The sequence below is a fragment of the Bradyrhizobium sp. USDA 4461 genome, from assembly GCF_054055655.1.
Genome location: NZ_JBSRXM010000001.1, coordinates 8,180,369 through 8,206,730 on the forward strand (window position 1 = coordinate 8,180,369; position 26,362 = coordinate 8,206,730).

The window sequence follows — 26,362 nt, forward strand, 5'->3', positions numbered from 1 at the left end:
GCCTATTGCCGATACCCGTACGTCTTGTCCCAGTCCGCAACCCATGCCGCGTGCAGTTTCACGTAGTCGTCGAAGTTCGGATACCAGAGCTTGACCACCTTGGGATCGAACCCTTCGGGAAATGCCGGCGGCTGCTTCAGCGATGTGAGATTGCCGAGTTCCTTGATCATGAAGGTCTGGCCCTCTCTCGACAGGCACCAGTTCAGGAACAGCTTTGCCGCGTTGGGATGCGCGGCCGTCTTCGGAATGCCGCTCGCATACGGATTGACCGGCGCGCCCTCGGGCGGGAAGAAGATCTCGATCGGCGCACCGTCTTTCTTCTTTTGATAGATCACGTTGTAGAGCAGCGGCGCGATCGCGATCTCGCCGCGCACCAGCGCATCGGCGGTCGGCGCGCCGGAGGGATAGAGCACGGGATGGGTCGCGGCCTGCCTGGCCCAGTACTCCTCACCGAGCACCTGGCGTTCGAACATGATCCGCGTCCAGGTGGTGCCGCCGGACTGCGCGAACACCTGGCCGATCAGCTTGTCATATTGCGGCTTGGTCAGGTCCATCCAGGATTTCGGCGGATCCTTCACCAGCTCGGTGTTGTAGGCGATCGACCAGGCGATCGTGGCGCGCGGCCAGTATTTTGGCGAGATCAGTGCATGCGGATCGTAATCGGCCGCGTTCGGCGGCGCGTAGTCCTGGAACAGGTCCTGCAGCGGCTGCATCAGCGCGCGATCGGAATGATCGACCACGTCGGCGATCAGCTTGCCGGCCGCCGCCTCCGTCTTCACGCGGGTGATGAGCTGACCGCCGGGCGCGCGGACCATCTCGACCTTGATCTCCGGATAGCGCTTGTTGAAGGCCTTGATGACCTGCTGCTCGATCTCCGCGAAGTTCGCGGTGTAGAACACGAGCTTGCCTTCGGCCTTGGCAGCCGCGATCAATTCCGCCGAGCCGAACTCCTGCGCCCGAGCGGCCGGCACCAGCGCAAGCGCTGCGGCGCTCGCCAAGGCCAGTGTGGTGAAGGTCCGTCTATCCATCGCCAATCCTCCCCTCGTTTCTTGTTATCCGGTCCGTGCGACGTTGCCCTGCGCAGCCCCGCGCGACAGCCAGTTGGCGCCGCCGATCAGGACACCGAGCAACACGGTTTGCACCAGGCTGAAGGCCGCGGTCTTGCCGATATTGCCGCCCTCGTAATAGTCGAGCAGCAGCACCGACATCACCATGGTGTTGCTGGTGTAGAGGAACAGCGACGAGCCGAGCTCGCGGATCGCCAGCACGAACAGCAGCGTCATCGACGCCAGCACGCCCGGCCGCGCCAGCGGCAGCACGATCGTCGCGATGGTGCCGAGCATACCCCGGCCGCAAACCCAGGCGGCTTCCTCGAGCTCGCGATGGATCTGCAGGAACGAGGTCGACAGCGACTTCACGGTGTCGGGCATGAAGCGCGCGATGAAGGCGAGCGCAAGAATCCAGATCGTGCCGTAGAGTCCGCCGGGCACGCCGATCCAGGCCCAGAGATAGGCGACGCCGACCACCAGCCCGGGGATCGCGACCGGCAATGTCGAGATCAGGTCGATGGCGCCGCGCCCGGCGACACGGGTGCGATGGATGGTGTAGCCGATCGCGAAGGCGAGCGCGCCGCCGACAATTGCGGTGATGATCCCGACCTCGAGCGCGTTGTAGATCGACTTCATCGTCAGCGGATTGTCGAAGATGCTCTCGAAATGCATCAACGAGTATTGCCGCATGTCGAACAGGCTGGCGGCGTCGCGGATGAACATGAACTTGCGGAACGCCGCAACGATCAGCGCCAGCGACGGCAGCACCACGACGACCAGGAGATAGACGATGCCGAGCCCGAAGGTGAGCCAGCGCCACGGCCCGAGATCGAGGCTGCGCGGCCGGAATGCCTTGCCGGCGACGGTGGTGTAGCTGCGCCCGCTCAGCAGCTTCTGCTGCAGATAGACCAGCAGCCCCGTGACCACCATCAGGATGATCGCGACCGCGGCCGCGGTGTTGTAGAGCGGCGGCGACCAGTTGGTGAGCTTGAAGATGTAGGTCGTCAGCACGTTCAGGTTGGTCGGCGCGCCGAGCACGGCCGGAATACCGTAGATGCCGAGCATCACGATGAACGACAGCAGCATGCCCGAGACGATCGCCGGCATGATCAGCGGAAACGTCACCGTGAACAGCGTCGCGAACGCGCTGGCGCCGGAGATTTCCGCGGCCTCCTCCAGGCTCGGGTCCATGTTGCGCAGCGCCGAGGAGGTGAACATGTAGACGTAGGGCGCGTAGTAGATGCCGAACACGAACACCATGCCCCACATCGAATACAGATCGACGCGCAGGTCCGATCCCATCCACTTGAACATCGTGTTGATCAGCCCGGTCTTCGGCGAGCCGAGGATCGCCCAGGCCACGCCCGCCACCAGCGGCGGCGCAAACAACGGCAGGATGCTGGCCGCGGCGATGAAGCCCTTGAACGGCGTGTTGGTGCGAACCACGATCCAGGAGAACAACAGCCCGATCGCGACCGCGATCAGTGTGCCGCCGCCGCAGGCGATCAGCGTGTTGAGCAACGCTTCGCCGACATTCGGATTGGCCAGCACCGCGAGGAAATTGGCGATCGACAGATGGCTCAGGCTGAGGCGGATGCCGTCGACCACTGGATTGGTGTCGGTGAGCGCACCGAGCAGCAGCATCAAGACGGGATAGATGACCAGGAAGCTGAGGACCGCCAGCAAGGCTGCGACCCAGAGACCGGTGAGCGCGCGGCGGCGGGTGGCTTCACCGGCGCTTCGCATGGCTTCGCTGCGCCGGTCGGTCGGTCCGTGCAATGCGCGCTTCCCCTGTTGCGGCCCGATCTGACGTCGCGCCTGCTCGTATGCCAAGGGTAGTCGATCGCGATTATGACGCAAGCTATCCGAAAGTCGTCTGCGTGCGGTTGTGTGACACACTGCGGGAACACGCGTTCGATTGATCCCGCTCACGCACCCCAATTTCATCGTCGTCCCGGTCCTCGCCGCGACCGCGATGAGGGTCGGTCTCGATTCAATTGCCACACTCTCGGTGTCATCACCCGCGAAAGCGGGTGATCCAGTATTCCAGAGGCAGTCGTTATTGAACCGATGGGCTGCGGCGTACTGGATCGCCCGGTCAAGCCGGGCGATGACAGCTTGGATGAGGACGCGGTTTCGCGTTCTCGCGACATGCATTGTCCGAGTCTTGCTCTTTCGTTCCGCCCTCTCCGTTGGTGAGGGCGCAGGGAAAGCCGGGTGCCGATCGCACCCATGGGCCCCGAGCAATGGGGTAGAAAGCTCGGGGGTAGGACCACAGGTGTAACCGGAAACACTCCGGCTTTCCCTGCGCGATGGGTTACGGCTTATACGTGCTCTCCCCGGCGAGACTGGGCTTTGTTGTCACCGTCTTCGCAACGCGCATTTGCGCAATCGGAAAAGACACCTACCGCTAGGGCGTCAGGCCTGCACGATTTCGCCGTCCGCTTCATGCGCGTTCGTCAACTGCGCAATCGGCGTCCACCGCATCTCGACCCGCGTTCGTGACGACCGCGAAGCGCCCCTCGTGTCGGGCGAGACGGGCATATTGAACATCTGAGTTGGGGTGCGCGTCAAGAACTAATTCTGAAAAAACGAAGAAACTTCGCCGCGCGCCCTTCCCCTCGGCAGGAGCGTGCCAACGCGCCCGGCAAGACCGCTTCGCATACGCATCATGCAACGGCGCGACTGGGGAACAGGAAGACGGCGTAGTACATGGCCGCCTGGAGACATTGTCAGGCATGCTCGAGAAGACCCCGACCACCGCGATAGCGGCGCCGATCACCGATGGACTGCCAGATGGGTTGCCGTGGGAAACCCGGCGCTGGGCGGTGGCCGCGATCTTCACGGCGCTGGCGATGGCCTCGCTCGACACCGCGATCGCCAACATTGCGCTGCCGGCGATCGCCAGCGATCTGCATGTCAGCCCTGCGGAAGTGGTCTGGGTCGTCAACGTCTACCAGATCGCCCTGGTCGCAACGCTGCTGCCGCTCGGCGCGCTCGGCGAGATCGTCGGCCACCAGCGGATCTATCTCGGCGGCCTGTTGCTGTTCACATTGGCGTCACTCGGCTGCGCGCTGGCTTGGTCGCTGCCGAGCCTGCTGGTCGCGCGCACCCTGCAAGGCCTCGGCGCCAGCGGCCTGATGAGCGTCAACACCGCGCTGGTCCGCTTCGTCTATCCGAGCCGGATGCTCGGCCGCGGCTTCGGCCATAATGCGCTCGTGGTCGCGACCGCATTCACGCTGGGGCCGACGATCGCCTCCGGCATCCTCGCGCTCGGCCCATGGCCCTGGCTGTTCGCCGTCAACATTCCGTTCGGCATCATTGCATTGCTGATCGGCATGAAGACGCTGCCGAAGACGCCGCGCGCCACCCACGCCTTCGACTTCACCGGCGCGGCGCTGGCCTGCGCCTGCCTCGGCCTGTTCATCATCGGCATCGGCAGCGCCGCCCACAAGACCGCGCCCGCGCTCGTCATCGCCGAGCTGGTCGGCGCGGTGCTGTTCGGATGGATCCTGACCCGGCGGCACGCCGATCATCCGGCGCCGATGCTGCCGATCGATCTGTTCCGCCGGCCGATCTTCGCGCTATCGGCCGCGACGGCGGTCTGCTCATTCGCCGTGCAGGGCCTCGCCTTCGTGTCGCTGCCGTTCTACTTCGAGGACATCCTGCACCGCTCGCAGGTCGAGACCGGCTTCTTCATGACGCCCTGGCCGCTGGTGGTCGCCTTCATGGCGCCGATCGGCGGCCGGCTGTCGGATCGCTATCCGGCCGGCATCCTCGGCGGCATCGGCATGCTGCTGCTGGGGCTCGGCATGGTGCTGCTGGCGACCCTGCCGACGGAGCCGAGCGTCGCCAACATCGTCTGGCGCACGATGGTCTGCGGCATCGGCTTTGGGTTCTTCCAGACCCCCAACATGAAGGCGATCATGTCGAGCGCGCCATCGCATCGCAGCGGCAGCGCCAGCGGCATCGTCGCGACCGCGCGGTTGACCGGCCAGACCACCGGTGCCGCCCTCGCCGCACTCTGCTTCGCATTGGCCGACCGCGAGGGCGCAACCGTGGCGCTGGCGCTGGGCGCCGGGTTTGCCGCGCTCGGCAGCGTCATGAGCTTCCTGCGTCTGGCCGTCGCCTCACCGCAAAAGACATGACAGGCATGTCGCGCGCGAGGGCGCGACCAAACACCGCGCCATCAACTTTCTTCCGCGCCGCAAACGCGTTTTCTTGATTTGAAACGTTCCAGTTTCAAGGCCAACATCGCGCTGGAGTCCAATCGGAGGATTGGACCATTCAGGGGATCGCGATGGCAAACCTCAAAATCAACGGCAAGACAATCACAGTAGACGTCGAGGACGACACGCCCCTGCTCTGGGCGATCAGGGAGAATGTCGGACTGACGGGAACCAAATACGGCTGCGGCATTGCACAATGCGGCGCCTGCACCGTGCATATCGACGGCGTCGCGATGCGCTCCTGCGGCGTGACGGTAAGCGAAGCCACCGGCAAGGAAATCACCACCATCGAGGGTCTCGCGGCGAACGGCGTGATGCACAAGGTGCAGCTCGCCTGGATCGCCAACGACGTGCCGCAATGCGGCTATTGCCAGAGCGGCATGATCATGGCGGTGGCGGCGTTGCTGAAGGACAATCCGAAGCCATCCGACGACGACATCAACGACGCCATCACCAATATCTGCCGCTGCGGCACCTTCCAGCAGGTGCGCGAGGCGATCCATGCTGCCGCGAACGCGTGAGGAGGCAGGGATGAATCAGCACGTCATGCCCAAACTCACTCGCCGCGCCTTCGTGATCGGCACCGCAGCCGCCGGCGCCGGTCTCGCGCTCGGCCTCGATCTGCCGTTCGGCGGCCCCGCCGTGTTGCGCGCCGCCGACGGCGCGCCTGAAATCAATGCCTGGGTGGTGATTCGGCCCGACGACACCGTGGTGATCCGCATCGCCCGCTCCGAGATGGGCCAGGGCACGCTGACCGGCCTCGCCCAGCTCGTCGCCGAAGAACTGGAATGCGACTGGTCGAAGGTCACCACCGAATATCCGACGCCGGGCCAGAGCGTCGCCCGCAAGCGCGCCTGGGGCGATTTCTCCACCGGCGGCAGCCGCGGCATTCGCACCTCGCAGGACTATGTCCGCAAGGGCGGCGCCACCGCGCGCGTGATGCTGATCCAGGCCGCGGCCAATGAGTGGAAGGTGCCGGCCGCGGAATGCACGGTCTCCAACGGCGTCATCACCCATACGCCATCGGGCAAGACCACGACCTACGGCAAGGTCGCGGAAGCCGCCGCCAAGCTCGAGCCGCCGGCCGACGTCAAGCTGAAGGACCCGAAGGACTGGACCATCGCCGGCAAGGGCCTGAAGCGGCTCGATACCGTCGACAAGACCACCGGCAAGATGATCTACGGCATCGACGTCAAGCTGCCGGGCATGCTGAACGCCGCGATCAAGGATTGCCCGGTGTTCGGCGGCAAGGTGAAGAGTTTTGACGAAGCCAAGATCGCGGGCATGAAGGGCGTCAAGAAGGTGGTGCCGGTCGGCGACAGTGCGGTTGCCGTCGTCGCCGACACCTGGTGGCACGCCAAGACCGCACTCGATGCGCTGCCGATCGTCTGGGACGAAGGCGACAACGCAAAAGTCTCCAGCGAGACGATCGCGAAGTGGCTGGCCGAAGGGCTCGACAACGCGCAGCCGGCCTATGTCGGCAACCAGAATGGCGACGCCAAGGCGGCGATCGCCAGCGCGGCGAAGAAGGTCGAAGCTGTCTATAGCTACCCCTACCAGAACCACGCCACGATGGAGCCGATGAACGCCACCGTGCTCTACACGCCGGACAAATGCGAGGTGTGGTGCGGCACGCAGAATGGCGAGGCGGCATTCGCCGCGGCGCTCGAGGCTTCCGGCCTGCCGGCGGAGAAGGTCGACGTGCACAAGCTGATGCTCGGCGGCGGCTTCGGCCGGCGCGGCATGACCGACTATGTGCGGCAGGCGGTGGCGATCGCCAAGCAGATGCCGGGCACGCCGATCAAGCTGTTGTGGTCGCGCGAAGAGGACATGCAGCACGGCAAATATCATCCGATCACGCAATGCAAGCTGACCGGCGCGTTCGATGCCGACAACAATCTGGTCGCGCTGCACTACCGGCTGTCGGGTCAATCCATCCTGTTCTCGCTACGCCCGGAAGCGCTGCAGAACGGCATGGACCCCGCCGCGTTCCAGGGCGTCGCGCAATCCGGCGAGGCCGCGGTCGGCTATTCGGTGCCGAACCTGCTGGTCGAGCATGCGATGCGCAATCCGCACGTCCCGCCCGGCTTCTGGCGCGGCGTCAACGTCAATCACAACGCGATCTACATGGAATGCTTCATGGACGAGCTGGCCCTGGCGGTGGGCCAGGACCCGCTCGAATTCCGCCGCAAGCTGATGGGCAAGCATCCCAAGCATCTCGCGGTGCTCAACGCCGTCGCCGAGAAGATCGGCTGGGGCACGCCGGCCCCGCAGGGCGTTTATCGCGGCATCGCGCAGGTGATGGGCTATGGCAGCTATGTTGCCGGCGCCGCCGAGATCTCGGTGACCGAGGGCAGCAAGATCAAGGTGCATCGCATCGTCGCCTCCACCGATCCCGGCTATGTCGTCAACCCGGCGCAGGTGGAGCGGCAGATTGCGGGCTCGTTCGTCTACGGCCTCAGCGCGCTGTTCTATGGCGGCTGCACCGTGAAGGACGGCCGCATCGAGCAGACCAATTTCGACACCTACAACTCGATGCGCATCAACGAAATGCCCAAGGTGGAATCGGTGATGGTGCCGAGCGGCGGGTTCTGGGGCGGGGTCGGCGAGCCGACCATCGGCGTTGCGGCGCCGGCGGTGCTCAACGCCTATTTCGCGGCGACGGGGAAGCGCATCCGTTCTTTCCCGCTGCGCAACCAGAACATCTCCTTCGCCTGATCAACCGGAGGCGGCGGCCCGAGCGGCCGCCGCTTCCTTATTTTCCGGATTGTCGTGCATGGCCGTCTCGCGTCATCGGACGCGCAGGGATGTGATCCGTGGCGCCGCTGCCGTCGCAGCGGCCGCATTGGCATGTCCGGCGCTGGCCCAGGCCGCGCCGCGCATTGCAGTGATCGGCGGCGGCTTCGGCGGCGCGGCCTGCGCACGGGCGCTGCGGCGGCTCGATGCAAAGCTTCAGGTCACGCTGATCGAGCCGAACAGGACCTTCACCGCCTGCCCGTTCAGCAACGAGGTGATCGCCGGCCTGCGTGAGCTCTCCGCACAGCAATTCAGCTACGACAAGGTTGCGGCCGACGGCATCACCGTCGCCGCGCAGGCGGCCACCAAGGTCGATGCGCAGGCGCGCAGCATCACGCTCTCCGACGGCACGACGCAGTCCTATGACCGGCTTGTGCTCGCCCCCGGCATCGACATGCACTTCGACGCCCTGCCCGGCTATGACGAGGCGGCAGCCGAGAAGATGCCGCATGCCTGGAAGGCCGGCGCGCAGACCTTGCTGTTGCGCAGGCAGCTCGAGGCGATGGAGGACGGCGGCCTCGTCGTGATCGCGGTGCCGGCCGCGCCGTTGCGCTGCCCGCCGGCGCCTTACGAGCGCGCCAGCCTGATCGCGCATTACCTGAAGGCGAACAAGCCGAAGGTCGAAAATCCTGGTGCTCGACGCCAAGGACAATTACTCGCAGCAGAAGCTGTTCGAGAAAGCGTGGACCGAACTTTATCCCGGCATGATCGAGCGGATCGCGCTGTCGCAGGGCGGCCGGGTGACGTCGGTCGATCCAGCAACCAACGAGATCGTCACCGACTTCGGCAATTACACCGCGGCGGTCGCCAACGTGATCCCGCCGCAGCGAGCCGGCCGCATCGCCGAAATCGCGGGTGCCGCCGACCACACCGGCTGGTGCCCGATCGATCCTGTGACGTTTGCCTCAAAGCTCGTGCCCAATATCCACGTCATCGGCGATGCCGCGATCGCCGGCGGCATTCCGAAATCCGCTTCCGCCGCGGCGGCGCAAGGCCGGGCTTGCGCCGCCGCGATCGTGAGTGCGCTCGCGGGCAAGCCGCCGGAGACGCCGCGGCTCGATGGCGCCTGCTACAACACGGTCGCTCCCGGCTACGCGTTCTCGCTGAAGGGCATCTATCAGCCGAAGGAGGATCAGTACGCGGAGGCCGAGGTGACGACGAGCCCGGTCGACGCGTCGCGCGAGATGCGCCAGCGCGAAGCCGATCAGGCGCTCGACTGGTTCAAGACAATCACGGGAGACGCCTTTGGCTAGGCGTTCCCTCATCGCATTGCTCGCGGCTGGGTTCGCAGCCTGCGCGCCCGCCGGCGCCGAGGACCTGCGCCCCTACACCGTCGTGGGCGATGCGATTCCAGTCTCGCTGACGGGAACCAAGGGCGACGCGATCCGCGGCCGTGCGCTGATCGTCGAGCGCTCCTCCACTTGCATCCTCTGCCACAGCGGCCCATTTCCCGAGCAGGCGTTCCAGGGTGACCTCGCGCCGAACCTCGCGGGCAGCGGCAGCCGCTGGTCGGAAGGGCAGTTACGGCTCCGCCTGGTCGACGCGTCGCACCTCAATGCGGCAACGATCATGCCGTCCTATTATCGCGTCGACGGGTTCACGCACGTCGGCAATGCATGGCGCGGCAAGCCGATCCTGTCGGCGGAGCAGATCGAGGATATCGTGGCTTACTTGGTGACACTGCGAGACTAGCCGATGGCGCATTCGGATCACACCCGGCGAACGTTTTTTGCCCTCACCGGCGCTGCCGCGTCGATGGTGATCGTCCGTCCGGCTGATGCAACGCCGGCGATGCTGCAAGCCGCGATCCGCAACGTCGTCGGCGAAGCCAATGTCCGGACCGGTAAGGTCAAGCTCGACATCCCGCCGCTGGTCGAGAACGGCAACACCGTGCCGATGACGGTCAGCGTGACGAGCCCGATGACGGCGGATGAGTATGTGAAGAGCATCCACGTCTTCAACGAGAAGAACCCGCAGCCGAACATCGGCAATTTCCATCTCGGGCCGCGCGCCGGGCGTGCGCAGATATCGACCCGCATCCGCCTCGCCGACAGCCAGAAGGTCACCGCGATCGCACGGCTGTCCGACGACACCTTCTGGTCGGCGACCGCAGACGTCGTGGTGACGCTCGCCGCCTGCACCGAGGAGGCGATCTGATGCCCTCGGCCCTCATCAACGTGCCGAAGAAGGCCAGGCGCGGCGAAATTATCGAGATCAAGACGCTGATGTCGCACATCATGGAGACCGGCTATCGCCACACCGCGTCCGGCGACGTGGTGCCGCGCGACATCATCACGAGCTTCACGTGCCGCTTCAACGGCACCGAAGTGTTCCGCGCCGATCTTTATCCGGCGATCGCGGCCAATCCGTTCATCACCTTCTTCACCACGGCGACCGAGAGCGGCAAGTTCGAGTTCGAATGGATCGGCGACAAGGGGTTTTCGGAGACCGCGCAGGCTTCGATCACGGTCGAATGAGGCTTGCGGTCTCAATCGCGCTGCTGACGGCGATGGCGGGCGCAGCGTTCGCCACCGAGATTCCGCTATCCGAACGCCGCTCCGGCACCAGCTTCATGAGCGCCGACACCAAGGCGATGCAGGACGAGGACACCGCCAATCCCGGCATGCTCTTCGTGCTCGACGGCGAGGCGCTGTGGACGCGCAAGGCCGGCACCGCGAACAAGGCCTGCGCCGACTGCCACAATGATGCACGCGTCAGCATGAAGGGCATCGCCGCGCATTATCCCGCCTTCGAGAAGGCGCTGGGCAAACCGGTCGACCTCGAAGGTCGGATCAACCTCTGCCGCACCAATCATCAGCAGGCGTCACCGTTTGCCTATGAAAGCCGTGAGCTGCTGGCGCTGACCGCCTTCGTCGCGCAGCAGTCACGCGGCGTGCCGATCGCGGCCGGCGACGATCCGGAGCTCGCGCCGTTCGTCGACAAGGGCCACGCGCTGTTCATGCAGCGGCAGGGCCAGCTCAATCTGGCCTGCGCGAGCTGCCACGATGACAATTGGGACAAGAAGCTCGCGGGCAGCGCGATCACGCAAGGCCAGCCCACGGGTTATCCGCTGTACCGGCTGGAATGGCAGTCGCTCGGATCGCTGCAGCGGCGGCTGCGCGCCTGCATCACCGGCATCCGCGCGCAGGCCTATGATTACGGCTCCCCGGAGCTCGTCGAGCTCGAGCTCTATCTGATGTCGCGGGCGCGCGGCATGCCGATCGAGACACCGGCGGTGCGGCCGTGACGGTGGTCCCCTACGATGAGCAATGATTGCGCGTCGCTCTATCCCCCGCCATTGCGAGCGGAGCGAAGCAATCCACCTCTCCACTCGAATGGAGAGATGGATTGCTTCGTCGCTGTCGCTCCTCGCAATGACGCGGGGCGAGACCGTGCCGACATCACCGTTCGGCGAACGCCTTCTCGACCACGAACTGGGCAGGCTCGCCGTGGTTGCCCTCGACGAAGCCGCGGCCGTTGAGCAGAGTGCGGGTGTCGGCGACCAGCGCCGGCGAGCCGCAGATCATGACGCGGTCATGCGCGGCATCGAGCGCCGGCAGGCCGATATCGACGAACAGCTTGCCCGAGGTGATCAGGTCGGTGATGCGGCCGCGGTTGCGGAACGGATCGCGCGTCACGGTCGGATAGTAGATCAGCTGGTCGCGCACCAGCTCGCCGATCAGTTCGTCCTGCGGCAGCGTCTCGGTGATCATCTCGCCATAGGCGAGCTCCTTGACGCGGCGGCAGCCGTGCAGCAGCACGACCTTCTCGAACCGGTCATAGGTCTCGGGATCCTTGATCACGCTGAGGAACGGCGCGAGGCCCGTGCCGGTGCCGATCAGATAGAGGTTGCGGCCGTCCTCGAGATTGTCGATGACCAGCGTGCCGGTCGCCTTGCGGCTGACGATGATCTCGTCGCCCTCTTTCAGGTGCTGGAGGCGCGAGGTGAGCGGGCCGTCCGGAACCTTGATCGAGAAGAACTCGAGCGTGTCCTCGTAATTCGCGCTGGCGACGCTGTAGGCGCGCAGCAGCGGCTTCTCGCCGACCTTGAGCCCGATCATGGTGAACTCGCCGTTGCGGAAGCGGAACGACGGATTGCGCGTGGTCTTGAAGGAGAACAGCGTGTCGGTCCAGTGGTGGACGCTGATGACGCTTTCCTGGTTGAAATTGCTCATCGCACCAACCCCTGATTTGTGCCGCGGCGGAGGGGGACTTGAACCCGTTGACCGGCCGGATCGTTTGTATACGATCATTCGTATACAAACGAATAATCCGACTTGATCGGAAAGTCAAGCCGGGCTCAAATTCCCGGGCAATTCGGCAGAATCAGAAGGAAAGCACCCATGGCTCACGACGCGCCCCAGGCCACCGGCCCCAGCAAGCTGGTGATCCGCAATATCGGGCTCTTGCTGTCGGGAGCGCTGGAGAAGCCGATCCTGGACGCCGATACCATCGTCGCCGAGAACGGCAAGATATCAGCGATCGGCCGCCTCAAGGACGTCGATACCGAAGGCGCCACCACGATCGTCGACGCGATGGGAACGACGGTCGCGCCCGGGCTGATCGACAGCCACGTCCATCCCGTCGCCGGCGACTGGACGCCGCGGCAGAACCAGATCAACTGGATCGACAGCTATCTGCACGGCGGCGTCACCACCATGATCTCCGCCGGCGAGGTGCACATGCCCGGCCGGCCGCGCGACGTGGTCGGGCTGAAGGCGATGGCGATCTTCGCGCAACGCGCATTCTGGACGCTGCGGCCGGGCGGCGTGAAGGTGCATGCCGGCGCGCCGGTGATCGAATGCGAGATGGTCGAGGACGATTTCAAGGAAATGGCCGCGGCCGGTGTCAAGCTGCTCGGCGAAGTCGGGTTAGGTGGCGTGAAGGACGGGCCGACGGCGCGCAAGATGGTCGGCTGGGCGCGCAAATACGGCATTCAAAGCACGATCCACACCGGCGGACCGTCGATCCCGGGCTCCGGCCTGATCGACAAGGACGTGGTGCTGGAGGCCGACACCGACGTGGTCGGCCACATCAATGGCGGCCACACCGCGCTGCCCGACGACCAGATCCGCTGCATCTGCGAGGGCTGCAAGCGCGGGCTGGAGCTGGTGCACAACGGCAACGAGCGCTCGGCGCTGTTCACGCTGCGCACCGCGCGCGAGATGGGCGATCTGCACCGCGTCATCCTCGGCACCGACGCGCCGGCCGGCTCCGGCGTGCAGCCGCTCGGCATCCTGCGCATGGTTTCGCTGCTGTCCTCACTCGGCGAACTGCCGGCCGAGCTGGCGTTCTGCCTCGCGACCGGCAACACCGCGCGGATGCGCGAGCTCGATTGCGGCTTGATCGAGGTCGGCCGCTCGGCCGATTTCGTGCTGATGGACAAGGCGCAGCATTCGCCGGGCAAGAACATCCTGGAGAGCGTTCAGCTCGGCGACCTCCCCGGCATCGGCATGACCATCATCGACGGCATCGTCCGCACCCAGCGCAGCCGCAATACGCCGCCCGCGGGGAAGGTGCCGGAGATCGTGGGGAAGTAGGCTGCGGCAGCCGCCCCGTCATACTGAGGAGCGCCAACGGGTCCGCGCGAAGCGCGGCCGATGACAGGCTCCGCGCGTCTCGAAGGATGCACGGCCCGGCTGGTGGCCGTCGCCCCTTCGAGACGGCCGCTTTGCGGCCTCCTCAGGGTGACGGTGAGAGATTTTCGGTGAGAACAGATTTGAATCACCGCAACCTGCCGAGCAGCGCGATCAGGGTCTCGCGCTCCTTGGCGTCGAGCGGCGCCAGGGTTTCCCGGGAGATCACCAGCGCGTTCGGCGCGGCCTTGTCGGCCATCTGCTGGCCGGCGCGGGTGAGGCTTACCAGCAGCCTTCGGCCGTCGTCGGGATCGGGCGAGGTCTCGGTCAGGCCGCGTGCGGTCAGGCGATCGATCACGCCCTTGATGGTCGCAACGTCCATCGAGGTCAGCCGCCCCAATTGGTTCTGCGAACACGGCCCGACCTCGGACAGCTTCGACAGCGCCGCCCATTGCGTCGGCGTCAAATTGATGCCGATCTCGCGGGCGAAGATCACGGCGTGGCGCTGCGACACCTGGCGCAGGATGAAGCCGATCTGCTCGTCCAGCACGTAGCCGGGCTTCGCCGCCTTGACGCTTCGCTTCTGTGCAGCGCTCCTCGCCATTGTCCACCCCGCCCGTTACAGCGACAGATGCGCGTCGCGGATATCCGGACGCGCATCGAGCTCCGCCATGGTGCCGCCGAAGCAGATCCGGCCGCGCTCGATGATGTAGGCGCGATCCGAGATCAGCCGGGCGAAATGCAGATTCTGCTCCGACACGACGATGCTGACGCCCTCCTTCTTCATCGCCAGGATCGCATCGACCATCTGTTCGACGATTTTTGGCGACAGACCTTCCGACGGCTCGTCGAGCAGCACCATCGAGGGATTTCCCATCAAGGTGCGCGCGATCGTCAGCATCTGCTGTTCGCCGCCGCTCATGCGCCCGCCGGGGCGGCCGCGCATCTCGCCGAGATTGGGGAACAGCTTGAACAGTTTGTCACGATCCCATTGCGGCGCGCCCGCCCGCTTCGGCTGGCGGCCGACCTCGAGATTCTCCTCGACCGTCAGATCCGTGAAGATGCGCCGCTCCTCCGGCACATAGCCGAGCCCGCCGCGCACGATCGCATGCGTCGGCAGATCGGAGACGTCCCGGCCCTCGAACATCACGCGGCCCGAGCGGTTCTCGACCAGGCCGACGATGGAGCGGAACGTGGTCGACTTGCCGGCGCCGTTGCGGCCGAGCAGCGCGACCACCTCGCCCTCGCCGACCTCGAGCGCGATGTCGAACAGGATATGCGCCGGGCCATAGAAGCTGTTGAGGTCCTTTACGGTGAGCTTCATGCCGATGCTCCCTCGCGGTGCCGGGCATCATAGAGCAGGCCTTCGCCGAGATAGATCGCCCGCACCTGGGCGTTACCGCGGACCTCCTCGGGCGAACCTTCGGCAATCAAGGTGCCGCGGTTCAGCACCAGGATGCGGTCGGCATGCTCGAACACCACGTCCATGTCGTGCTCGGTGAAGAGAACGCCGATCGACTGCTCGCGCGCGATCCGCGCCGTCAGCCGCATCAGCTCGACGCGCTCGCGCGGCGCCATGCCGGCGGTCGGCTCGTCCATCAAGAGCAGCTTTGGCTGGTTGGCGAGCGCGATCGCAAGCTCCAGCCGCTTGACGTCGCCATAGGCGAGCTCGCCGCAGGGACGCTCCGCATAGGCGCCCATGCCGACCAGGTCGAGCAGCCGCCCGGCTTCGTCTCGGGCGTGCCGCGCGGTCGAGGCCCACAGATTGAACAGCTGCCCGCCATGCGAGACCAGCGCGACCTGCACGTTCTCGCGCATCGTCATGGTTGGGAAGGTCGCCGCGATCTGGAAGGTGCGCCCCACCCCCATGCGCCAGATCACGCGCGGCTTCTTGCCGGTGGTCTCCGCCCCCAGCACGCGGATGCGGCCAGAGTCTGGAATGTTCTGGCCGTTGAGCATGTCGAAGCAGGTGCTCTTGCCCGCGCCGTTCGGCCCGATCAGCGCCAGGATCTCGCCGGCGCGCAGCTCGAACGAGACGCCGCGCACGGCATGCACGCCGCCATAGGATTTGGTCAGCCCTTCGACCGACAGCAATGTGGGGACCATGCTCATTCGGCGCTCTCGATGCGGGATGTCAGCAATGGCGACGACGCCGATGACGAGGATTTGCGGCGGCGATGCATGAAGGCTTCCAGCGTGCCGACGATGCCCTTGGGGAATGCGACCACGATCAGCACCACGAAGCCGCCAAGCACGAGCTTGGAGAGATCGGTCTGGCTGACCAGCCAGATGTTGAGCGCCTTGTAGACGATGGCGCCGACCACCGCGCCCGACACCGTCTCGACGCCGCCGAGCAGCACCATGACCAGCGCGTCGACCGACAGCGAGATGCCCATATTGTCGGGGAACACGCTGCCCTTGAGATAGGCGAACAGCGCGCCGGCAAGGCCGGCGACCGTGCCCGCGATCACGAAGGCAGTCCACTGGATGCGCTTGCCGTCGATGCCGACCGCCTCGCTGCGCAGCGGCGAGTCGCGCGTGCGCGCGCAGTGCGAAACCGAACGGCGAGAACACGATGATGCGCAGGATCATCACCGCAAGCGCGGCGATGCCGAGCGACAGCCAGTAGAAATGCGACGGGCTCGCCGCCCATTTTTCCGGCCAGATGCCGAGAATGCCGTTGTCGCCGCCGGTGACCGACACCCACTGGAATGCGACCGACCAGACGATCTGGGCAAAAGCCAAAGTCAGCATCGCGAAATAGACGCCGGAGAGCTGCACTGCGAAGAAGCCGAACACCGCGGCGCCCAATAGTCCGAGCAGCGGACCGAGCAGCAGGCAGGCGATCATCGGCAGGCCCGCCATCTTGGCGAGCAGCGCCACGCCATAGGCGCCGAGGCCGAAATAGGCGGCGTGGCCGAACGAGGCGAGCCCGCCGACCGACATCAGGAAGTGCAGGCTGACGGCGAAGATCACGAAGATCGCGATCTCCGAGCCGACGGTGAGCAGGTAATTGCCGGCGACGAACGGCAGCGCGGCGGCGACCACCAGCACGGCGATCGCGGCAAGCCGTTCGTTCGTAGTCAGCGGCCGCCACGGATTGACGGTGAGGCCCGGCGTGCGCCGCGCCGGCGCCTCCGGCTTGCCGAACAGGCCCCAGGGACGGACGATCAGCACCACCGCCATCACCAGGAACACCAGGATGATCGAGATCTTCGGGAAGATCAGGATGCCGAAGGCGTTGAGTTCGGAGACCAGCACCGCCGCGACGAAGGCGCCGATGATGCTGCCGAGGCCGCCGATCACGACCACGACGAAGACCTCGACGATGACGCGCAGATCCATCGCGTGGTTGACCGCATCGCGCGGGATTTGCAGCGCGCCGCCGAGCGCGGCCAGGAAGACGCCAAGCGCGAACACGCTGGTGAACAGCCATTTCTGATTGACGCCGAGCGCCGCGACCATGTCGCGATCCTGCGTCGCCGCGCGCACCAGCACGCCCCAGCGGGTGCGCTGGAACAAGAGCCAGAGCACGCCGAGCACGACCGGCCCGAGCACGATCAGGAACAGATCGTAGCTCGGAATATTCTGGCCGAAGAAATCGATCGCGCCCTTGAAGCCGGGCGCGCGGCGGCCGACCAGATCGTCAGGCCCCCAGATCAGCACCACCAGGTCCTCGACCATCAGCGTCAGGCCGAAGGTGGCGAGCAATTGGAACAGCTCGGGCGAATGATAGATCCGGCGCAGCAGCACCATCTCGACCAGCACGCCGATTGCAGCAACCGCCAGCGCCGCAACGACGATGCCGCCCCAGAAGCCGAACGCGCCCGATAAGCGCTCGGTCAGCGTGAAGGCGACATAGGCGCCGAGCATGTAGAACGCGCCATGCGCGAAATTCACGATCCGCGTCACGCCGAAGATGATCGACAGACCCGAAGCGACCAGGAACAGCGACGCCGCGCTGGCAAGACCGGTCAGGAACTGGACGACATAGAAGGCCATGGGCGGTCCGCGTTGGAGAACACAAGCGTCACTTTCTTCACCTCGCCCCGCTTGCGGGGAGAGGTCGAAACTCAAGCGCCAGCTTGAGTTTCGGGTGAGGGGGACTCTCCACGCGCACGCTCGCGGAGACAGCCCCTCACCCCAACCCTCTCTCCGTAAGAACGGGGAGAGGGAGAAGAAGAATCAATCCTTCGGCCGCAGCTTCTCGATCTCGGCATCGCCAGGCAGATAGTCCGAGCCCTTGCGATAGGCGGTATCGACCATGATGCCCTTGCCGTCCTTCAGCGCGGTCTTGCCGGTGAAGGCTCCCAGCGTCGACTGGTGGTCGATCTTGCGGAAGGTGATCTCGCCGAACGGCGACGGCATCGAGATGCCTTCGGCTGCCGCGATCAGCTTCTCCGGATCGCTCGAGCCGGCCTTCGCCAGGATCGCCGCCGCCGCCTTGATGGTCTGGTAGCCGACGATCGAGCCAAGCCGCGGATAGTCATTGTACTTGGCCTGATAGGCTTTCAGGAACGCGTCGTGCTCGGGCGTCTTGATCGAGTACCAGGGATAGCCGGTGACGATCCACCCCTCAGGCGTCTCGTCCTTCAAGGGATCGAGATATTCCGGCTCGCCGGTCAGGAAGCTCACCACGGTGCGGCCCTTGAACAGGCCGCGGGTGTTGCCTTCGCGCACGAGCTTGACCAGGTCGGCGCCGAAGGTGACGTTGAGGATCGCCTCCGGGTTTGCCGCGGCAGCCGCCTGCACCACCGGGCCGGCGTCGATCTTGCCCTGCGGCGGCCACTGCTCGTCGACCCACTGGATGTCGGGCCGCTTCTCCGACATCAGCTTCTTGAACACCGCGACCGCCGACTGGCCGTATTCATAGTTCGGCGCGATCGTCGCCCAGCGTTTTGCGGGCAGTTTTGCGGCTTCTTCCACCAGCATTGCGGCTTGCATGTAATTCGACGGCCGCAGGCGGAATGTATACCGGTTGCCCTTCGACCAGGTGATGGCATCGGTCAGCGGCTCAGCCGCCAGGAAGAACACCTTCTTCTGGTTGGCGAAGTCGGAGACCGCGAGGCCGATATTGGAGAGGAAGGTGCCGGTGAGCATCGCGACGTTCTCGCTCGACACCAGCTCGTTGGCCGCGGTCTGAGCGTCGGCCGGCTTGCCGCCGTCATCCTTGGAAATGACGACGAGCTTCTTGCCGTTGATGCCGCCGGCGGCATTGATCTCTTCCACCGCGAGCTGCCAGCCCTTGCGATAGGGCTCGGTGAACGCCGGCAGCAAGGAATAGGAGTTGATCTCGCCGATCTTGATTTCGCTCTGCGCCATGGCCTGCGTCGTCATGACGCTTGTTGCCATGGCCGCGACCGCGATCGCCAATCCCGCCCCTACGAAATAACCACGCATCCCATCCTCCAGTTGTTCTTCAAAGAGACTATCGCAATCCGTCTTCGCCTTTGACTTCAGAAACCGTCAGCCCGCCGACCCGCGGCAGCGGCCGCCCGCTGTCGGTCACCGCGACCGCGACCATGATCTCGTTGGCCCGCGGTGCGTCGTTGATCTGCACCTCCATGCCGTCGAAATGGCTGCGCACGAAGGCGGCATCCTTGTGCCCGAGCGGAATATCCAGCGTGGTACCGGGACCCGAGCGCTTCTTCGACGACGGAATCAGCGCCGCACCCTTCGACAGCACCTTGCGCACCGGCGCGCCCATCTTGGGATGCAGGATCGCGGCCGCGTGCTCGAGCTCGCCATTCTCGCCGACGGCGGCGGCCTTGCCGTAGCTGTGCGCCTTGGCGCCGTCGATGCCGAGCGCAGCGACCGCGCGCTTGGAGAGCAATTCGCCGAGTTCCTCGCCGATCGCGATCAGCGGCGACAGATCCTCGACATAGCGGCCGGCAAAGGGGTTCTCGATCACCGCAATGGCGGCGGCACGCCTTGTCGGCGGCGCGATGGTCTTGCCCATCTCCAGATGGGTCTCCTCGACCACGGTGACGATCTTGCGAATGACGGCGCTCATTGTGCCTCGCTCCCGGTCATGCCTGCAGCCTGTTGTTTATCGTTCGCCCCTGAAACGCGTGCGACGCCGGCGCCTCAATCCCAGTTGCACCGACAATTCGCGTTTCGCCCAGTAGACGCAATGCCGCGCCCTCGATCAATCCCGCCATCAGGAGGTCGCGCGCCCGCGCTGCCCCCGCCTCCAGCGCCTGCTCGATCTCGTGTTCCGCCAAGGCTCCGACATCACGCGTGACCAGCCGCGCGCCGAGATCGCTGTCCGGCTGCAATTCGTTGGCCGGACAGCGCAGGATCGCGGGATGATCGGGCAGATCGACCGCATTGGCGATCACCGTCGCGGCCGCATCGGCCTGCGATGCCGTCCGCGCCAGCACGGTGACGGCATCGGCAATGCCGAGCGAGAAGCTGCGGCCGTGGCGGCCGCTGGTCGCAATGCCGCGGACCGGCATGTCGGCATCGACGGTCATGGTGTGCATCACGCCATCGCGGTCCGGGCGGTCCATCAGGCCAACGGTGAAATGCTCGCCACCGGCGAGATGCAGCGCAATGTCGCCGCCATTGTTGACATACGCGCGATCGAGCGTTGCCGCCCGAAGCATCGCGCCGAGGATTTCCTCGGCGACCGATCCCGCCACCGCCGCCATCGGCGTGATGAAGCAGTCGGCAGCAAACGGCACGACCGCCGCATGCATGCGCCGCGCCACCACGCCTATCAGTCCACAGTGATCGGGACGGACCGCGCTGCGCAGCTCGGTCAGTTCCGCGCAGAGTTCATCGAGCAAGCCGGTGAAGCGCTCCGCCGCGGCCTGATAGGCGGCACGAATAGCCGCGTCCCTGCCGTTGGCCTCGACGACCAGATCAATGGGACCGTCCTGCAAATGCAGCCGCTTGCCGTCAGGAAGAAGCGCGATTTGCGGAAGCCGCCTCATGCGCGCCGTCCCGGAAGATACGGCCTGACTTCGGCGCTGTCCCGCAACGACGACAGCGGCCGGACATAGTCCATATGACCGCCGAGCGCCGCGTAATCGGACATGCGCATCGTGAACTCGATCGGCGCCACCAATGCCGGGGTCGGCACATAACCGAAGGCGCCGGCCGGCATCTGCGTGACATCGACCATGTAGGTGATGCCGCCGCCCGGCCAGACATAGACCGGCGCGCCGCCGCTGGTGACCCTCGTGAGCGCGTCCTTCACCGAGCGGGTCAGCCGGACCGGATTGTCGGTAACGCCGGCGCGCAGCGATCCGCCCGCGCCGCCCATGAACAGCACGGTGCACAGCGCCGGCTCGCAATTCTCCTGGATGCGCTCGACCGAGAAGCGAAGGTCGGCAGGCATCTCGGTCTCGACTGGCTGCAACGCCTCGTCGAGCACGTAGTAGGACGCGTGCTCGCCTGTGGTCGACACCATCAGCATGGTGAGCCCGGGCCGCGCCTCCTTGGCATTGAACGGGCCGAGGATCGACAGCGGATCGGAGATGTTGGTGCCGCCCCAGCCCGTGCCGGGATCGGCGACCTGGAAATAGCGGCCGGGCGTCGAGCGTCGGCCCTTCATCTTGATGCCGGTGTCGGCGATGTCGAGCAGCTTGCCGGCCTGGTGCTCGCTGAGCACGCCGGTGATGTGGTCGTCGACCACCACGACTTCATCGACCTTGCCGTGCCACTGCTTGGCGAACATGCCGATGGTCGCCGAGCCGCAGCCGACCCGCATGCGCTCTTCCGCCACACCGTTGACGATCGGCGGCTTGCCCGCCTGCACCACGACGGTGGCGCCGCCGTCGATGACGAGCTCCACCGCCTTGCAGTTGGAGAGATCCATCAGCGTGTCGCAGGTGACGCGGCCCTCCTTCTTGGAACCGCCGGTCAGATGATGCACGCCGCCGAGCGAGAGCATCTGCGAGCCATATTCGCTGGTCGTGACATGGCCGACCGCCTCGCCGTCCGCGCGCACGGTCGCGGTCTCCGGCCCGAGATAGCGGTCGGTGTCGATCTTCACCTTGACGCCGCAATAGGAGAAAATGCCCTCGGTCACCACCGTGACCATGTCGACGCCGTCGACCTCCGACGACACGATGAACGGCGCCGGCTTGTAGTCCGGATAGGTGGTTCCAGCGCCGATCGCGGTGACGAACAGGTCTGGCTGGCGGACGATCTTGCCGTCCCAGTCGCCGCTCACCTGGAACGGCACCAGCTTGCCGCCATGCGAGACCGTGCGCTCCAGCACCACATGCGGATCGACACGCACCAGCGTGCCGTCGTGATTGGCGTAGCGATCGCAGGCGCCGGCCGCGCCCGGCTTGATGTAGCACATCACCGGACAGGCATCGCAGCGGATCTTGTCGCCGGCGGCGACGGTCATTGTGTCAGCCATCGTGACCCAGCCTGGACTTGTGGTGGCGGTCGATCATACTGCGCTTCCGCCTCCCTGCCTATATCGTTCGTATACGAATGATCCTGCGCGCGAGCCTCAAGCCTGTCAAGCGACCTTTGCGATCAAACCCTGCCATTCGCTTGCGCACCCTGTTCATAAAGCGTGCACGCGCTGCAGCGCGGCATGCCGCCGCTTGCACGTTTGTATACAAACGTTATCCTCATTCCCGATCGGACGCTGACATTGCAGCGCAAACATCGAGGGGAGAACCGGGGCTATGCGCCTGACCGTGAACGGCAGGAATCATGATATCGACGCCGCTCCCGACACCGCATTGCTTTACGTGCTGCGCAACGACCTCGCATTGAATGGACCGAAATATGGCTGCGGGCTCGGTGAGTGCGGCGCCTGCGCGGTGCTGATCGACGGCGTCGCGGCGCGCGCCTGCGTGATTCCGATCGAAGGCTGCACGGGGCGCAGCATCGTCACGCTGGAAGGGCTCGGCACGCGCGAGCATCCCGATCCGGTGCAGGATGCCTTCATCCGCGAACAGGCCGCGCAGTGCGGCTATTGCCTCAACGGCATGATCATCACGACCAAGGCGCTGCTCACGCGCAACCCAAGCCCGTCCGAGCACGAGGTGCTGGAAGCGCTGCGCTACAATCTCTGCCGTTGCGGCGCGCATATCGAGATCGTCCGCGCGGCGATGCGCGCCGCCGGCCACGCGCTCGAGGCGCGCGATTGATGGCGGACGCACGGCCTGCCGAGCAACGCAAGCGCGGCTCGCTCTCCGTCGTCCGTCCCGCGGTGCTGGGCACGGAAGGCGCGTTCGAGACCTTCATCACCATCACGGCGGACGGTTCGGTCAATGCCTATAATGGGCATGTCGACCTCGGCACCGGCATCCGCACCGCGCTCGGGCAGATCGTCGCCGAAGAGCTCGACGTCTCCTTCGCCCGCGTGGTCGTGATCCTCGGCGACACCGCCGTGGTGCCGAACCAGGGCGCGACGATCGCAAGCGAAACCATCCAGATCACGGCTGTGCCCTTGCGCAAGGCCGCCGCGCAAGCCCGGCATTTTTTGCTCGCGCGCGCGGCCGAGCGGCTCGAACTATCGGCTGACGAACTCACGATCGAGGACGGCCTGATCCGCGGCCATGACAACCGCAGCATCAGCTATGGCGAATTGATCACCGACGAGACCATCCGGCTCGAGCTCGCCGACGACGTGCCGGTCAAGCCGGTCAAAAGCCATTCCGTCGTCGGCAAGTCGGTGCCGCGCATCGACCTGCCGGCGAAGGCGACCGGCGAGCTTGTCTACGTCCACGATGTGCGCGTGCCCGGCATGCTGCATGGCCGTGTCGTGCGACCGCCCTATGCCGGCGTCGATGCCGGCCCGTTCGTCGGCACCAGCCTGATCGCGGTCGATGAAGCTTCGGTGCGGGATATCCCCGGCGTTGTCGCGGTGGTGCGGATCGGCGATTTCGTCGGCGTCGTCGCCGAGCGCGAGGAGAACGCGATCAAGGCTGCCGCACAGCTCAAGGTGAGCTGGAAGCCGGGGCCACAGCTGACCGATCTCTCCGACATCGAGCAGGCGCTGCGCGCCAATCCCGCGACGCCGCGCCAGCTGATCGACCAGGGCGACGTCGATGCCGCGATCAAGGCTGCCGCCAAGCCGATGCAACGGACCTACGTTTGGCCCTACCAGATGCACGGCTCGATCGGCCCATCCTGCGCGGTCGCCGACTACGGCGACGGCGCGATCCGGGTGTGGTCCGGCACTCAGAACCCGCACATCCTGCGCGGCGATCTGGCGCTGTTGATCCAGCGGCCGGAATCCGAGATCGACGTGATCCGGATGGAGGCCGCCGGCTGCTACGGCCGCAACTGCGCCGACGACGTCTCCGCCGACGCGCTGCTGCTGTCGCGCGCGGTCGGCCGGCCCGTGCGGGTCCAGCTCACGCGCGAGCAGGAGCATGCCTGGGAGCCGAAGGGCACCGCGCAGCTGATGGACGTCAATGGCGGGCTCAACGCCGACGGCAGCGTCGCCGGCTACGATTTCAATACGCGCTATCCCTCGAACGGCGCGCCGACGCTGGCGCTGCTGCTCACAGGGCGGATCGCGCCGACGCCTGCCGTATTCGAGATGGGCGACCGCACCGCGATCCCGCCCTACGACTACGAGAACATGCGCGTGGTCGCCAATGACATGCCGCCGATCGTGCGCGCCTCCTGGTTTCGCGGCGTCTCGGCGCTGCCGAACACGTTTGCGCACGAGTCCTATATCGACGAGCTCGCGGCCGAAGCGGAAGTCGATCCGATCGAATACCGGCTGCGCTATTTGAAGGACAGGCGCGCGATCGATCTCGTCAACGCGGTCGCCGAGCGCGCCGGCTGGACGCCGCGCCCGGTGCGGCAAGAGCCCGAGGCGGACGGCGACATCGTGCGCGGCCGCGGCTTTGCCTATGCGCTCTATGTGCACAGCAAGTTTCCCGGCTACGGTGCGGCATGGTCGGCGTGGATCGCCGACGTCGCGGTCAACAAGGCGACCGGCGATGTCAGCGTGACCCGCGTCGTCGCCGGCCAGGACTCCGGGTTGATGATCAATCCGGAGGGCGTGCGGCACCAGATCGAAGGCAACGTCATCCAGTCGACCAGCCGCGCGCTGATGGAGGAGGTTTCCTTCGAGCGCGGCGCGGTGGCCGCGCGGGAATGGGGCGCCTACCCCATCATCAAATTCCCCGAGCTACCTGAGATCGATGTGCTGATGCTGCCGCGGCAGGACCAGCCGCCGCTCGGCGTCGGCGAGTCCGCCTCGGTGCCAAGCGCGGCTGCGATCGCGAACGCGATCTACGATGCGACCGGCGTGCGCTTCCGCGAATTGCCGTTCACGCCGGAGCGCATTTTGAAGGGCTTACGCGGCGAGCAACCGGCAGCGCCCGCCCCGCTTGCGCCGCCGGCGAAGGCGGCCGACCTCAACAGATGGAAAAATCCGTTCGCGCAACGCGGCGGAATGCTTGCCGGCATTGCCGCACTGTGTGCAGCAGCGATCGGGATCGGCGCGGCCGTCTTGCCATGGCGCGCGATCGCGCCGATCGCCCGTCCCGATGCCTCGGTCTATTCCACGGCAACGATCGCGCGCGGCAAGGAGCTTGCGGCGCTCGGTGCCTGCGCCGTCTGCCACACCTCGGAGCACGGCATCCTGAACGCCGGCGGCCGGCCGCTCGAGACGCCGTTCGGCACCATCCATACCACCAACATCACGCCCGATATCGACACCGGCATCGGCGCCTGGTCCTATCCCGCCTTCGAGCGCGCGATGCGCGAAGGCATTCATCGCGACGGCCGCCATCTCTATCCGGCGTTTCCGTACACGCATTTCGCCAGGACCACCGACGCCGATTTGCAAGCGCTCTATGCCTATCTGATGGCGCAGCCGCCGGTGCGCGCCGAAACGCCGGCGAATGCCCTTGCCTTTGCGTTCAACCTGCGGCCGCTGCTCGCCGGATGGAATGCGTTTTTCCATCAGCCGCGCACGTTCCAGCCCGATCCATCGAAGCCCGAGATATGGAATCGCGGCGCCTATCTGATCGAAGGGCTCGGGCATTGCAGCGCCTGCCATTCGCCGCGCAATGCGCTCGGCGCCGAGCGACAGGCGGCCTATCTCGCCGGCGGCTTTGCCGAGGGCTGGGAGGCGCCGGCGCTGACGTCGCTGTCGAAGGCGCCGATCCCCTGGAGCGAGGACGAGCTGTACGCCTATCTGCGCACCGGCGAGTCCCGCCTGCACGGCGTCGCCGCAGGACCGATGGCGCCGGTCGTGCAGGAGCTGGCTGCGCTGCCCGACCAGGATATCCGTGCGATGGCGGTTTACCTCGCCTCGTTCAACCCAACCGCTGATCAGCCGGCCCACGATGCGCTCGCCGCGAAGCTCGAGGCCGGCACCGCCGTCACCACCGCCGCGTCGGCTGGCGCGCGGATCTATCAAGGCGCCTGCGCGGTGTGCCACGAGGTCGGCGGCCCGCCGCTGTTCGGCAGCCGGCCGTCGCTGGCGCTGAACAGCAATCTGCACAGCGATGCGCCCGACAATCTGATCCAGGTGATCCTGCACGGCATCGCCAAGCCGGCCGTGACCGACCTCGGCTATATGCCGGCGTTCAAGGACAGCATGAACGACAACCAGGTCGCCGAGCTCGCCGCCTTCCTCCGGCGGCAATTCGCGCCGGACAAGCCGGAGTGGACCGATGTCGCCGCCACCGTCGGCCGTATACGGCGGACCATAGCGCGCTGACCTGCCATGTTCCGCCCGATACCCACTGGGCGGGCGGCGCGGGGCAGG

At 65.9% G+C, this 26,362-nt stretch carries 20 protein-coding genes and 2 pseudogenes; 11 read left to right on the forward strand and 11 right to left on the reverse strand.

Features of this window, described 5'->3' with window-relative positions:
- Positions 1–2: 2 nt before the first annotated feature.
- Both ACVINW_RS38270 and ACVINW_RS38275 read right to left on the reverse strand, forming a co-directional pair.
- Positions 3–1,028, reverse strand: a complete 1,026-nt coding sequence (locus tag ACVINW_RS38270; RefSeq protein ID WP_456756083.1) for an ABC transporter substrate-binding protein — start codon at positions 1,026–1,028, stop codon at positions 3–5.
- A 24-nt stretch (positions 1,029–1,052) separates the two neighbouring features.
- Positions 1,053–2,795: an ABC transporter permease gene (locus ACVINW_RS38275; protein WP_456756084.1), complete on the reverse strand. Its 1,743-nt coding sequence runs from the start codon at positions 2,793–2,795 to the stop codon at positions 1,053–1,055.
- 992 nt (positions 2,796–3,787) lie between these two features.
- Here ACVINW_RS38275 and ACVINW_RS38280 point away from each other — a divergent pair.
- The 8 genes and pseudogenes from ACVINW_RS38280 (at position 3,788) to soxA (ending at position 11,321) form a co-directional block, all read left to right on the forward strand.
- The gene (locus tag ACVINW_RS38280; RefSeq protein ID WP_456756085.1) at positions 3,788–5,197 is read left to right on the forward strand and encodes an MFS transporter; all 1,410 of its coding nucleotides are present in this window, start codon (positions 3,788–3,790) and stop codon (positions 5,195–5,197) included.
- A 152-nt stretch (positions 5,198–5,349) separates the two neighbouring features.
- Complete coding sequence (locus ACVINW_RS38285) at positions 5,350–5,799, forward strand: (2Fe-2S)-binding protein (protein ID WP_456756086.1); 450 nt, start codon at positions 5,350–5,352, stop codon at positions 5,797–5,799.
- Between the two features lie 10 nt (positions 5,800–5,809).
- On the forward strand, positions 5,810–7,996 hold the full coding sequence (locus tag ACVINW_RS38290; RefSeq protein ID WP_456756087.1) for a molybdopterin cofactor-binding domain-containing protein: 2,187 nt from the start codon (positions 5,810–5,812) through the stop codon (positions 7,994–7,996).
- Between the two features lie 58 nt (positions 7,997–8,054).
- Positions 8,055–9,327 (forward strand): annotated as a pseudogene (locus tag ACVINW_RS38295) (FCSD flavin-binding domain-containing protein).
- Positions 9,320–9,766: a sulfur oxidation c-type cytochrome SoxX gene (gene soxX, locus ACVINW_RS38300; protein ID WP_456756088.1), complete on the forward strand. Its 447-nt coding sequence runs from the start codon at positions 9,320–9,322 to the stop codon at positions 9,764–9,766. The pseudogene ACVINW_RS38295 and the gene soxX overlap by 8 nt, the downstream one beginning before the upstream one ends.
- A gap of 3 nt (positions 9,767–9,769) precedes the next feature.
- The gene (locus tag ACVINW_RS38305; protein WP_456756089.1) at positions 9,770–10,231 is read left to right on the forward strand and encodes a SoxY-related AACIE arm protein; all 462 of its coding nucleotides are present in this window, start codon (positions 9,770–9,772) and stop codon (positions 10,229–10,231) included.
- Entirely contained in the window at positions 10,231–10,551 is a 321-nt protein-coding gene (soxZ, locus tag ACVINW_RS38310) for a thiosulfate oxidation carrier complex protein SoxZ (protein WP_456756090.1), read from the forward strand. The genes ACVINW_RS38305 and soxZ overlap by 1 nt, the downstream gene beginning before the upstream one ends.
- Positions 10,548–11,321 (forward strand): sulfur oxidation c-type cytochrome SoxA, encoded by a 774-nt coding sequence (gene soxA / locus ACVINW_RS38315; RefSeq protein ID WP_456756091.1) that lies wholly within the window; start codon positions 10,548–10,550, stop codon positions 11,319–11,321. Before soxZ ends, soxA begins: the two co-directional genes overlap by 4 nt.
- 154 nt (positions 11,322–11,475) lie before the next feature.
- On the opposite strand, the gene ACVINW_RS38320 is transcribed toward soxA, so the two are convergent.
- Positions 11,476–12,249: a ferredoxin--NADP reductase gene (locus ACVINW_RS38320; RefSeq protein WP_456756092.1), complete on the reverse strand. Its 774-nt coding sequence runs from the start codon at positions 12,247–12,249 to the stop codon at positions 11,476–11,478.
- Between the two features lie 168 nt (positions 12,250–12,417).
- Here ACVINW_RS38320 and ACVINW_RS38325 point away from each other — a divergent pair, with 168 nt between their 5' ends.
- Complete coding sequence (locus ACVINW_RS38325) at positions 12,418–13,614, forward strand: amidohydrolase family protein (protein WP_456756093.1); 1,197 nt, start codon at positions 12,418–12,420, stop codon at positions 13,612–13,614.
- Positions 13,615–13,798: 184 nt separating this feature from the next.
- Here ACVINW_RS38325 and ACVINW_RS38330 read toward each other — a convergent pair whose 3' ends face one another.
- The 8 genes and pseudogenes from ACVINW_RS38330 to ACVINW_RS38365 all read right to left on the reverse strand — a co-directional run bounded on the left by ACVINW_RS38330 (position 13,799) and on the right by ACVINW_RS38365 (position 22,027).
- Positions 13,799–14,254 (reverse strand): MarR family winged helix-turn-helix transcriptional regulator, encoded by a 456-nt coding sequence (locus ACVINW_RS38330; protein ID WP_456756094.1) that lies wholly within the window; start codon positions 14,252–14,254, stop codon positions 13,799–13,801.
- Positions 14,255–14,269: 15 nt separating this feature from the next.
- Entirely contained in the window at positions 14,270–14,974 is a 705-nt protein-coding gene (locus ACVINW_RS38335; RefSeq protein WP_456756095.1) for an ABC transporter ATP-binding protein, read from the reverse strand.
- Entirely contained in the window at positions 14,971–15,762 is a 792-nt protein-coding gene (locus ACVINW_RS38340; protein ID WP_456756096.1) for an ABC transporter ATP-binding protein, read from the reverse strand. The genes ACVINW_RS38335 and ACVINW_RS38340 overlap by 4 nt, the downstream gene beginning before the upstream one ends.
- Positions 15,759–17,652 (reverse strand): annotated as a pseudogene (locus tag ACVINW_RS38345) (ABC transporter permease). The gene ACVINW_RS38340 and the pseudogene ACVINW_RS38345 overlap by 4 nt, the downstream one beginning before the upstream one ends.
- Before the next feature lie 183 nt (positions 17,653–17,835).
- Entirely contained in the window at positions 17,836–19,050 is a 1,215-nt protein-coding gene (locus ACVINW_RS38350; protein WP_456756097.1) for an ABC transporter substrate-binding protein, read from the reverse strand.
- Between the two features lie 28 nt (positions 19,051–19,078).
- The gene (locus ACVINW_RS38355) at positions 19,079–19,663 is read right to left on the reverse strand and encodes an amino acid synthesis family protein (protein ID WP_223968163.1); all 585 of its coding nucleotides are present in this window, start codon (positions 19,661–19,663) and stop codon (positions 19,079–19,081) included.
- Between the two features lie 16 nt (positions 19,664–19,679).
- Complete coding sequence (locus ACVINW_RS38360; protein WP_456756098.1) at positions 19,680–20,588, reverse strand: UPF0280 family protein; 909 nt, start codon at positions 20,586–20,588, stop codon at positions 19,680–19,682.
- Positions 20,585–22,027, reverse strand: a complete 1,443-nt coding sequence (locus ACVINW_RS38365) for a 6-hydroxynicotinate reductase (protein WP_456756099.1) — start codon at positions 22,025–22,027, stop codon at positions 20,585–20,587. Before ACVINW_RS38365 ends, ACVINW_RS38360 begins: the two co-directional genes overlap by 4 nt.
- 277 nt (positions 22,028–22,304) lie before the next feature.
- On the opposite strand from ACVINW_RS38365, the gene ACVINW_RS38370 reads away from it, so the two are divergent.
- Together ACVINW_RS38370 and ACVINW_RS38375 are read left to right on the forward strand one after the other, a co-directional pair.
- Entirely contained in the window at positions 22,305–22,772 is a 468-nt protein-coding gene (locus tag ACVINW_RS38370; RefSeq protein WP_456756100.1) for a (2Fe-2S)-binding protein, read from the forward strand.
- The gene (locus tag ACVINW_RS38375; RefSeq protein WP_456756101.1) at positions 22,772–26,314 is read left to right on the forward strand and encodes a molybdopterin cofactor-binding domain-containing protein; all 3,543 of its coding nucleotides are present in this window, start codon (positions 22,772–22,774) and stop codon (positions 26,312–26,314) included. The genes ACVINW_RS38370 and ACVINW_RS38375 overlap by 1 nt, the downstream gene beginning before the upstream one ends.
- Positions 26,315–26,362 lie beyond the last annotated feature (48 nt).

Coding starts and splice junctions, on each gene's coding strand:
- ACVINW_RS38270 (WP_456756083.1), bottom strand. CDS start 1,028: ATGGATAGACGGACCTTCACCACACTGGCCTTGGCGAGCGCCGCAGCG.
- ACVINW_RS38275 (WP_456756084.1), bottom strand. CDS start 2,795: ATGCGAAGCGCCGGTGAAGCCACCCGCCGCCGCGCGCTCACCGGTCTC.
- ACVINW_RS38280 (WP_456756085.1), top strand. CDS start 3,788: ATGCTCGAGAAGACCCCGACCACCGCGATAGCGGCGCCGATCACCGAT.
- ACVINW_RS38285 (WP_456756086.1), top strand. CDS start 5,350: ATGGCAAACCTCAAAATCAACGGCAAGACAATCACAGTAGACGTCGAG.
- ACVINW_RS38290 (WP_456756087.1), top strand. CDS start 5,810: ATGAATCAGCACGTCATGCCCAAACTCACTCGCCGCGCCTTCGTGATC.
- ACVINW_RS38305 (WP_456756089.1), top strand. CDS start 9,770: ATGGCGCATTCGGATCACACCCGGCGAACGTTTTTTGCCCTCACCGGC.
- soxZ (WP_456756090.1), top strand. CDS start 10,231: ATGCCCTCGGCCCTCATCAACGTGCCGAAGAAGGCCAGGCGCGGCGAA.
- soxA (WP_456756091.1), top strand. CDS start 10,548: ATGAGGCTTGCGGTCTCAATCGCGCTGCTGACGGCGATGGCGGGCGCA.
- ACVINW_RS38320 (WP_456756092.1), bottom strand. CDS start 12,249: ATGAGCAATTTCAACCAGGAAAGCGTCATCAGCGTCCACCACTGGACC.
- ACVINW_RS38325 (WP_456756093.1), top strand. CDS start 12,418: ATGGCTCACGACGCGCCCCAGGCCACCGGCCCCAGCAAGCTGGTGATC.
- ACVINW_RS38330 (WP_456756094.1), bottom strand. CDS start 14,254: ATGGCGAGGAGCGCTGCACAGAAGCGAAGCGTCAAGGCGGCGAAGCCC.
- ACVINW_RS38335 (WP_456756095.1), bottom strand. CDS start 14,974: ATGAAGCTCACCGTAAAGGACCTCAACAGCTTCTATGGCCCGGCGCAT.
- ACVINW_RS38340 (WP_456756096.1), bottom strand. CDS start 15,762: ATGAGCATGGTCCCCACATTGCTGTCGGTCGAAGGGCTGACCAAATCC.
- ACVINW_RS38350 (WP_456756097.1), bottom strand. CDS start 19,050: ATGCGTGGTTATTTCGTAGGGGCGGGATTGGCGATCGCGGTCGCGGCC.
- ACVINW_RS38355 (WP_223968163.1), bottom strand. CDS start 19,663: ATGAGCGCCGTCATTCGCAAGATCGTCACCGTGGTCGAGGAGACCCAT.
- ACVINW_RS38360 (WP_456756098.1), bottom strand. CDS start 20,588: ATGAGGCGGCTTCCGCAAATCGCGCTTCTTCCTGACGGCAAGCGGCTG.
- ACVINW_RS38365 (WP_456756099.1), bottom strand. CDS start 22,027: ATGGCTGACACAATGACCGTCGCCGCCGGCGACAAGATCCGCTGCGAT.
- ACVINW_RS38370 (WP_456756100.1), top strand. CDS start 22,305: ATGCGCCTGACCGTGAACGGCAGGAATCATGATATCGACGCCGCTCCC.
- ACVINW_RS38375 (WP_456756101.1), top strand. CDS start 22,772: ATGGCGGACGCACGGCCTGCCGAGCAACGCAAGCGCGGCTCGCTCTCC.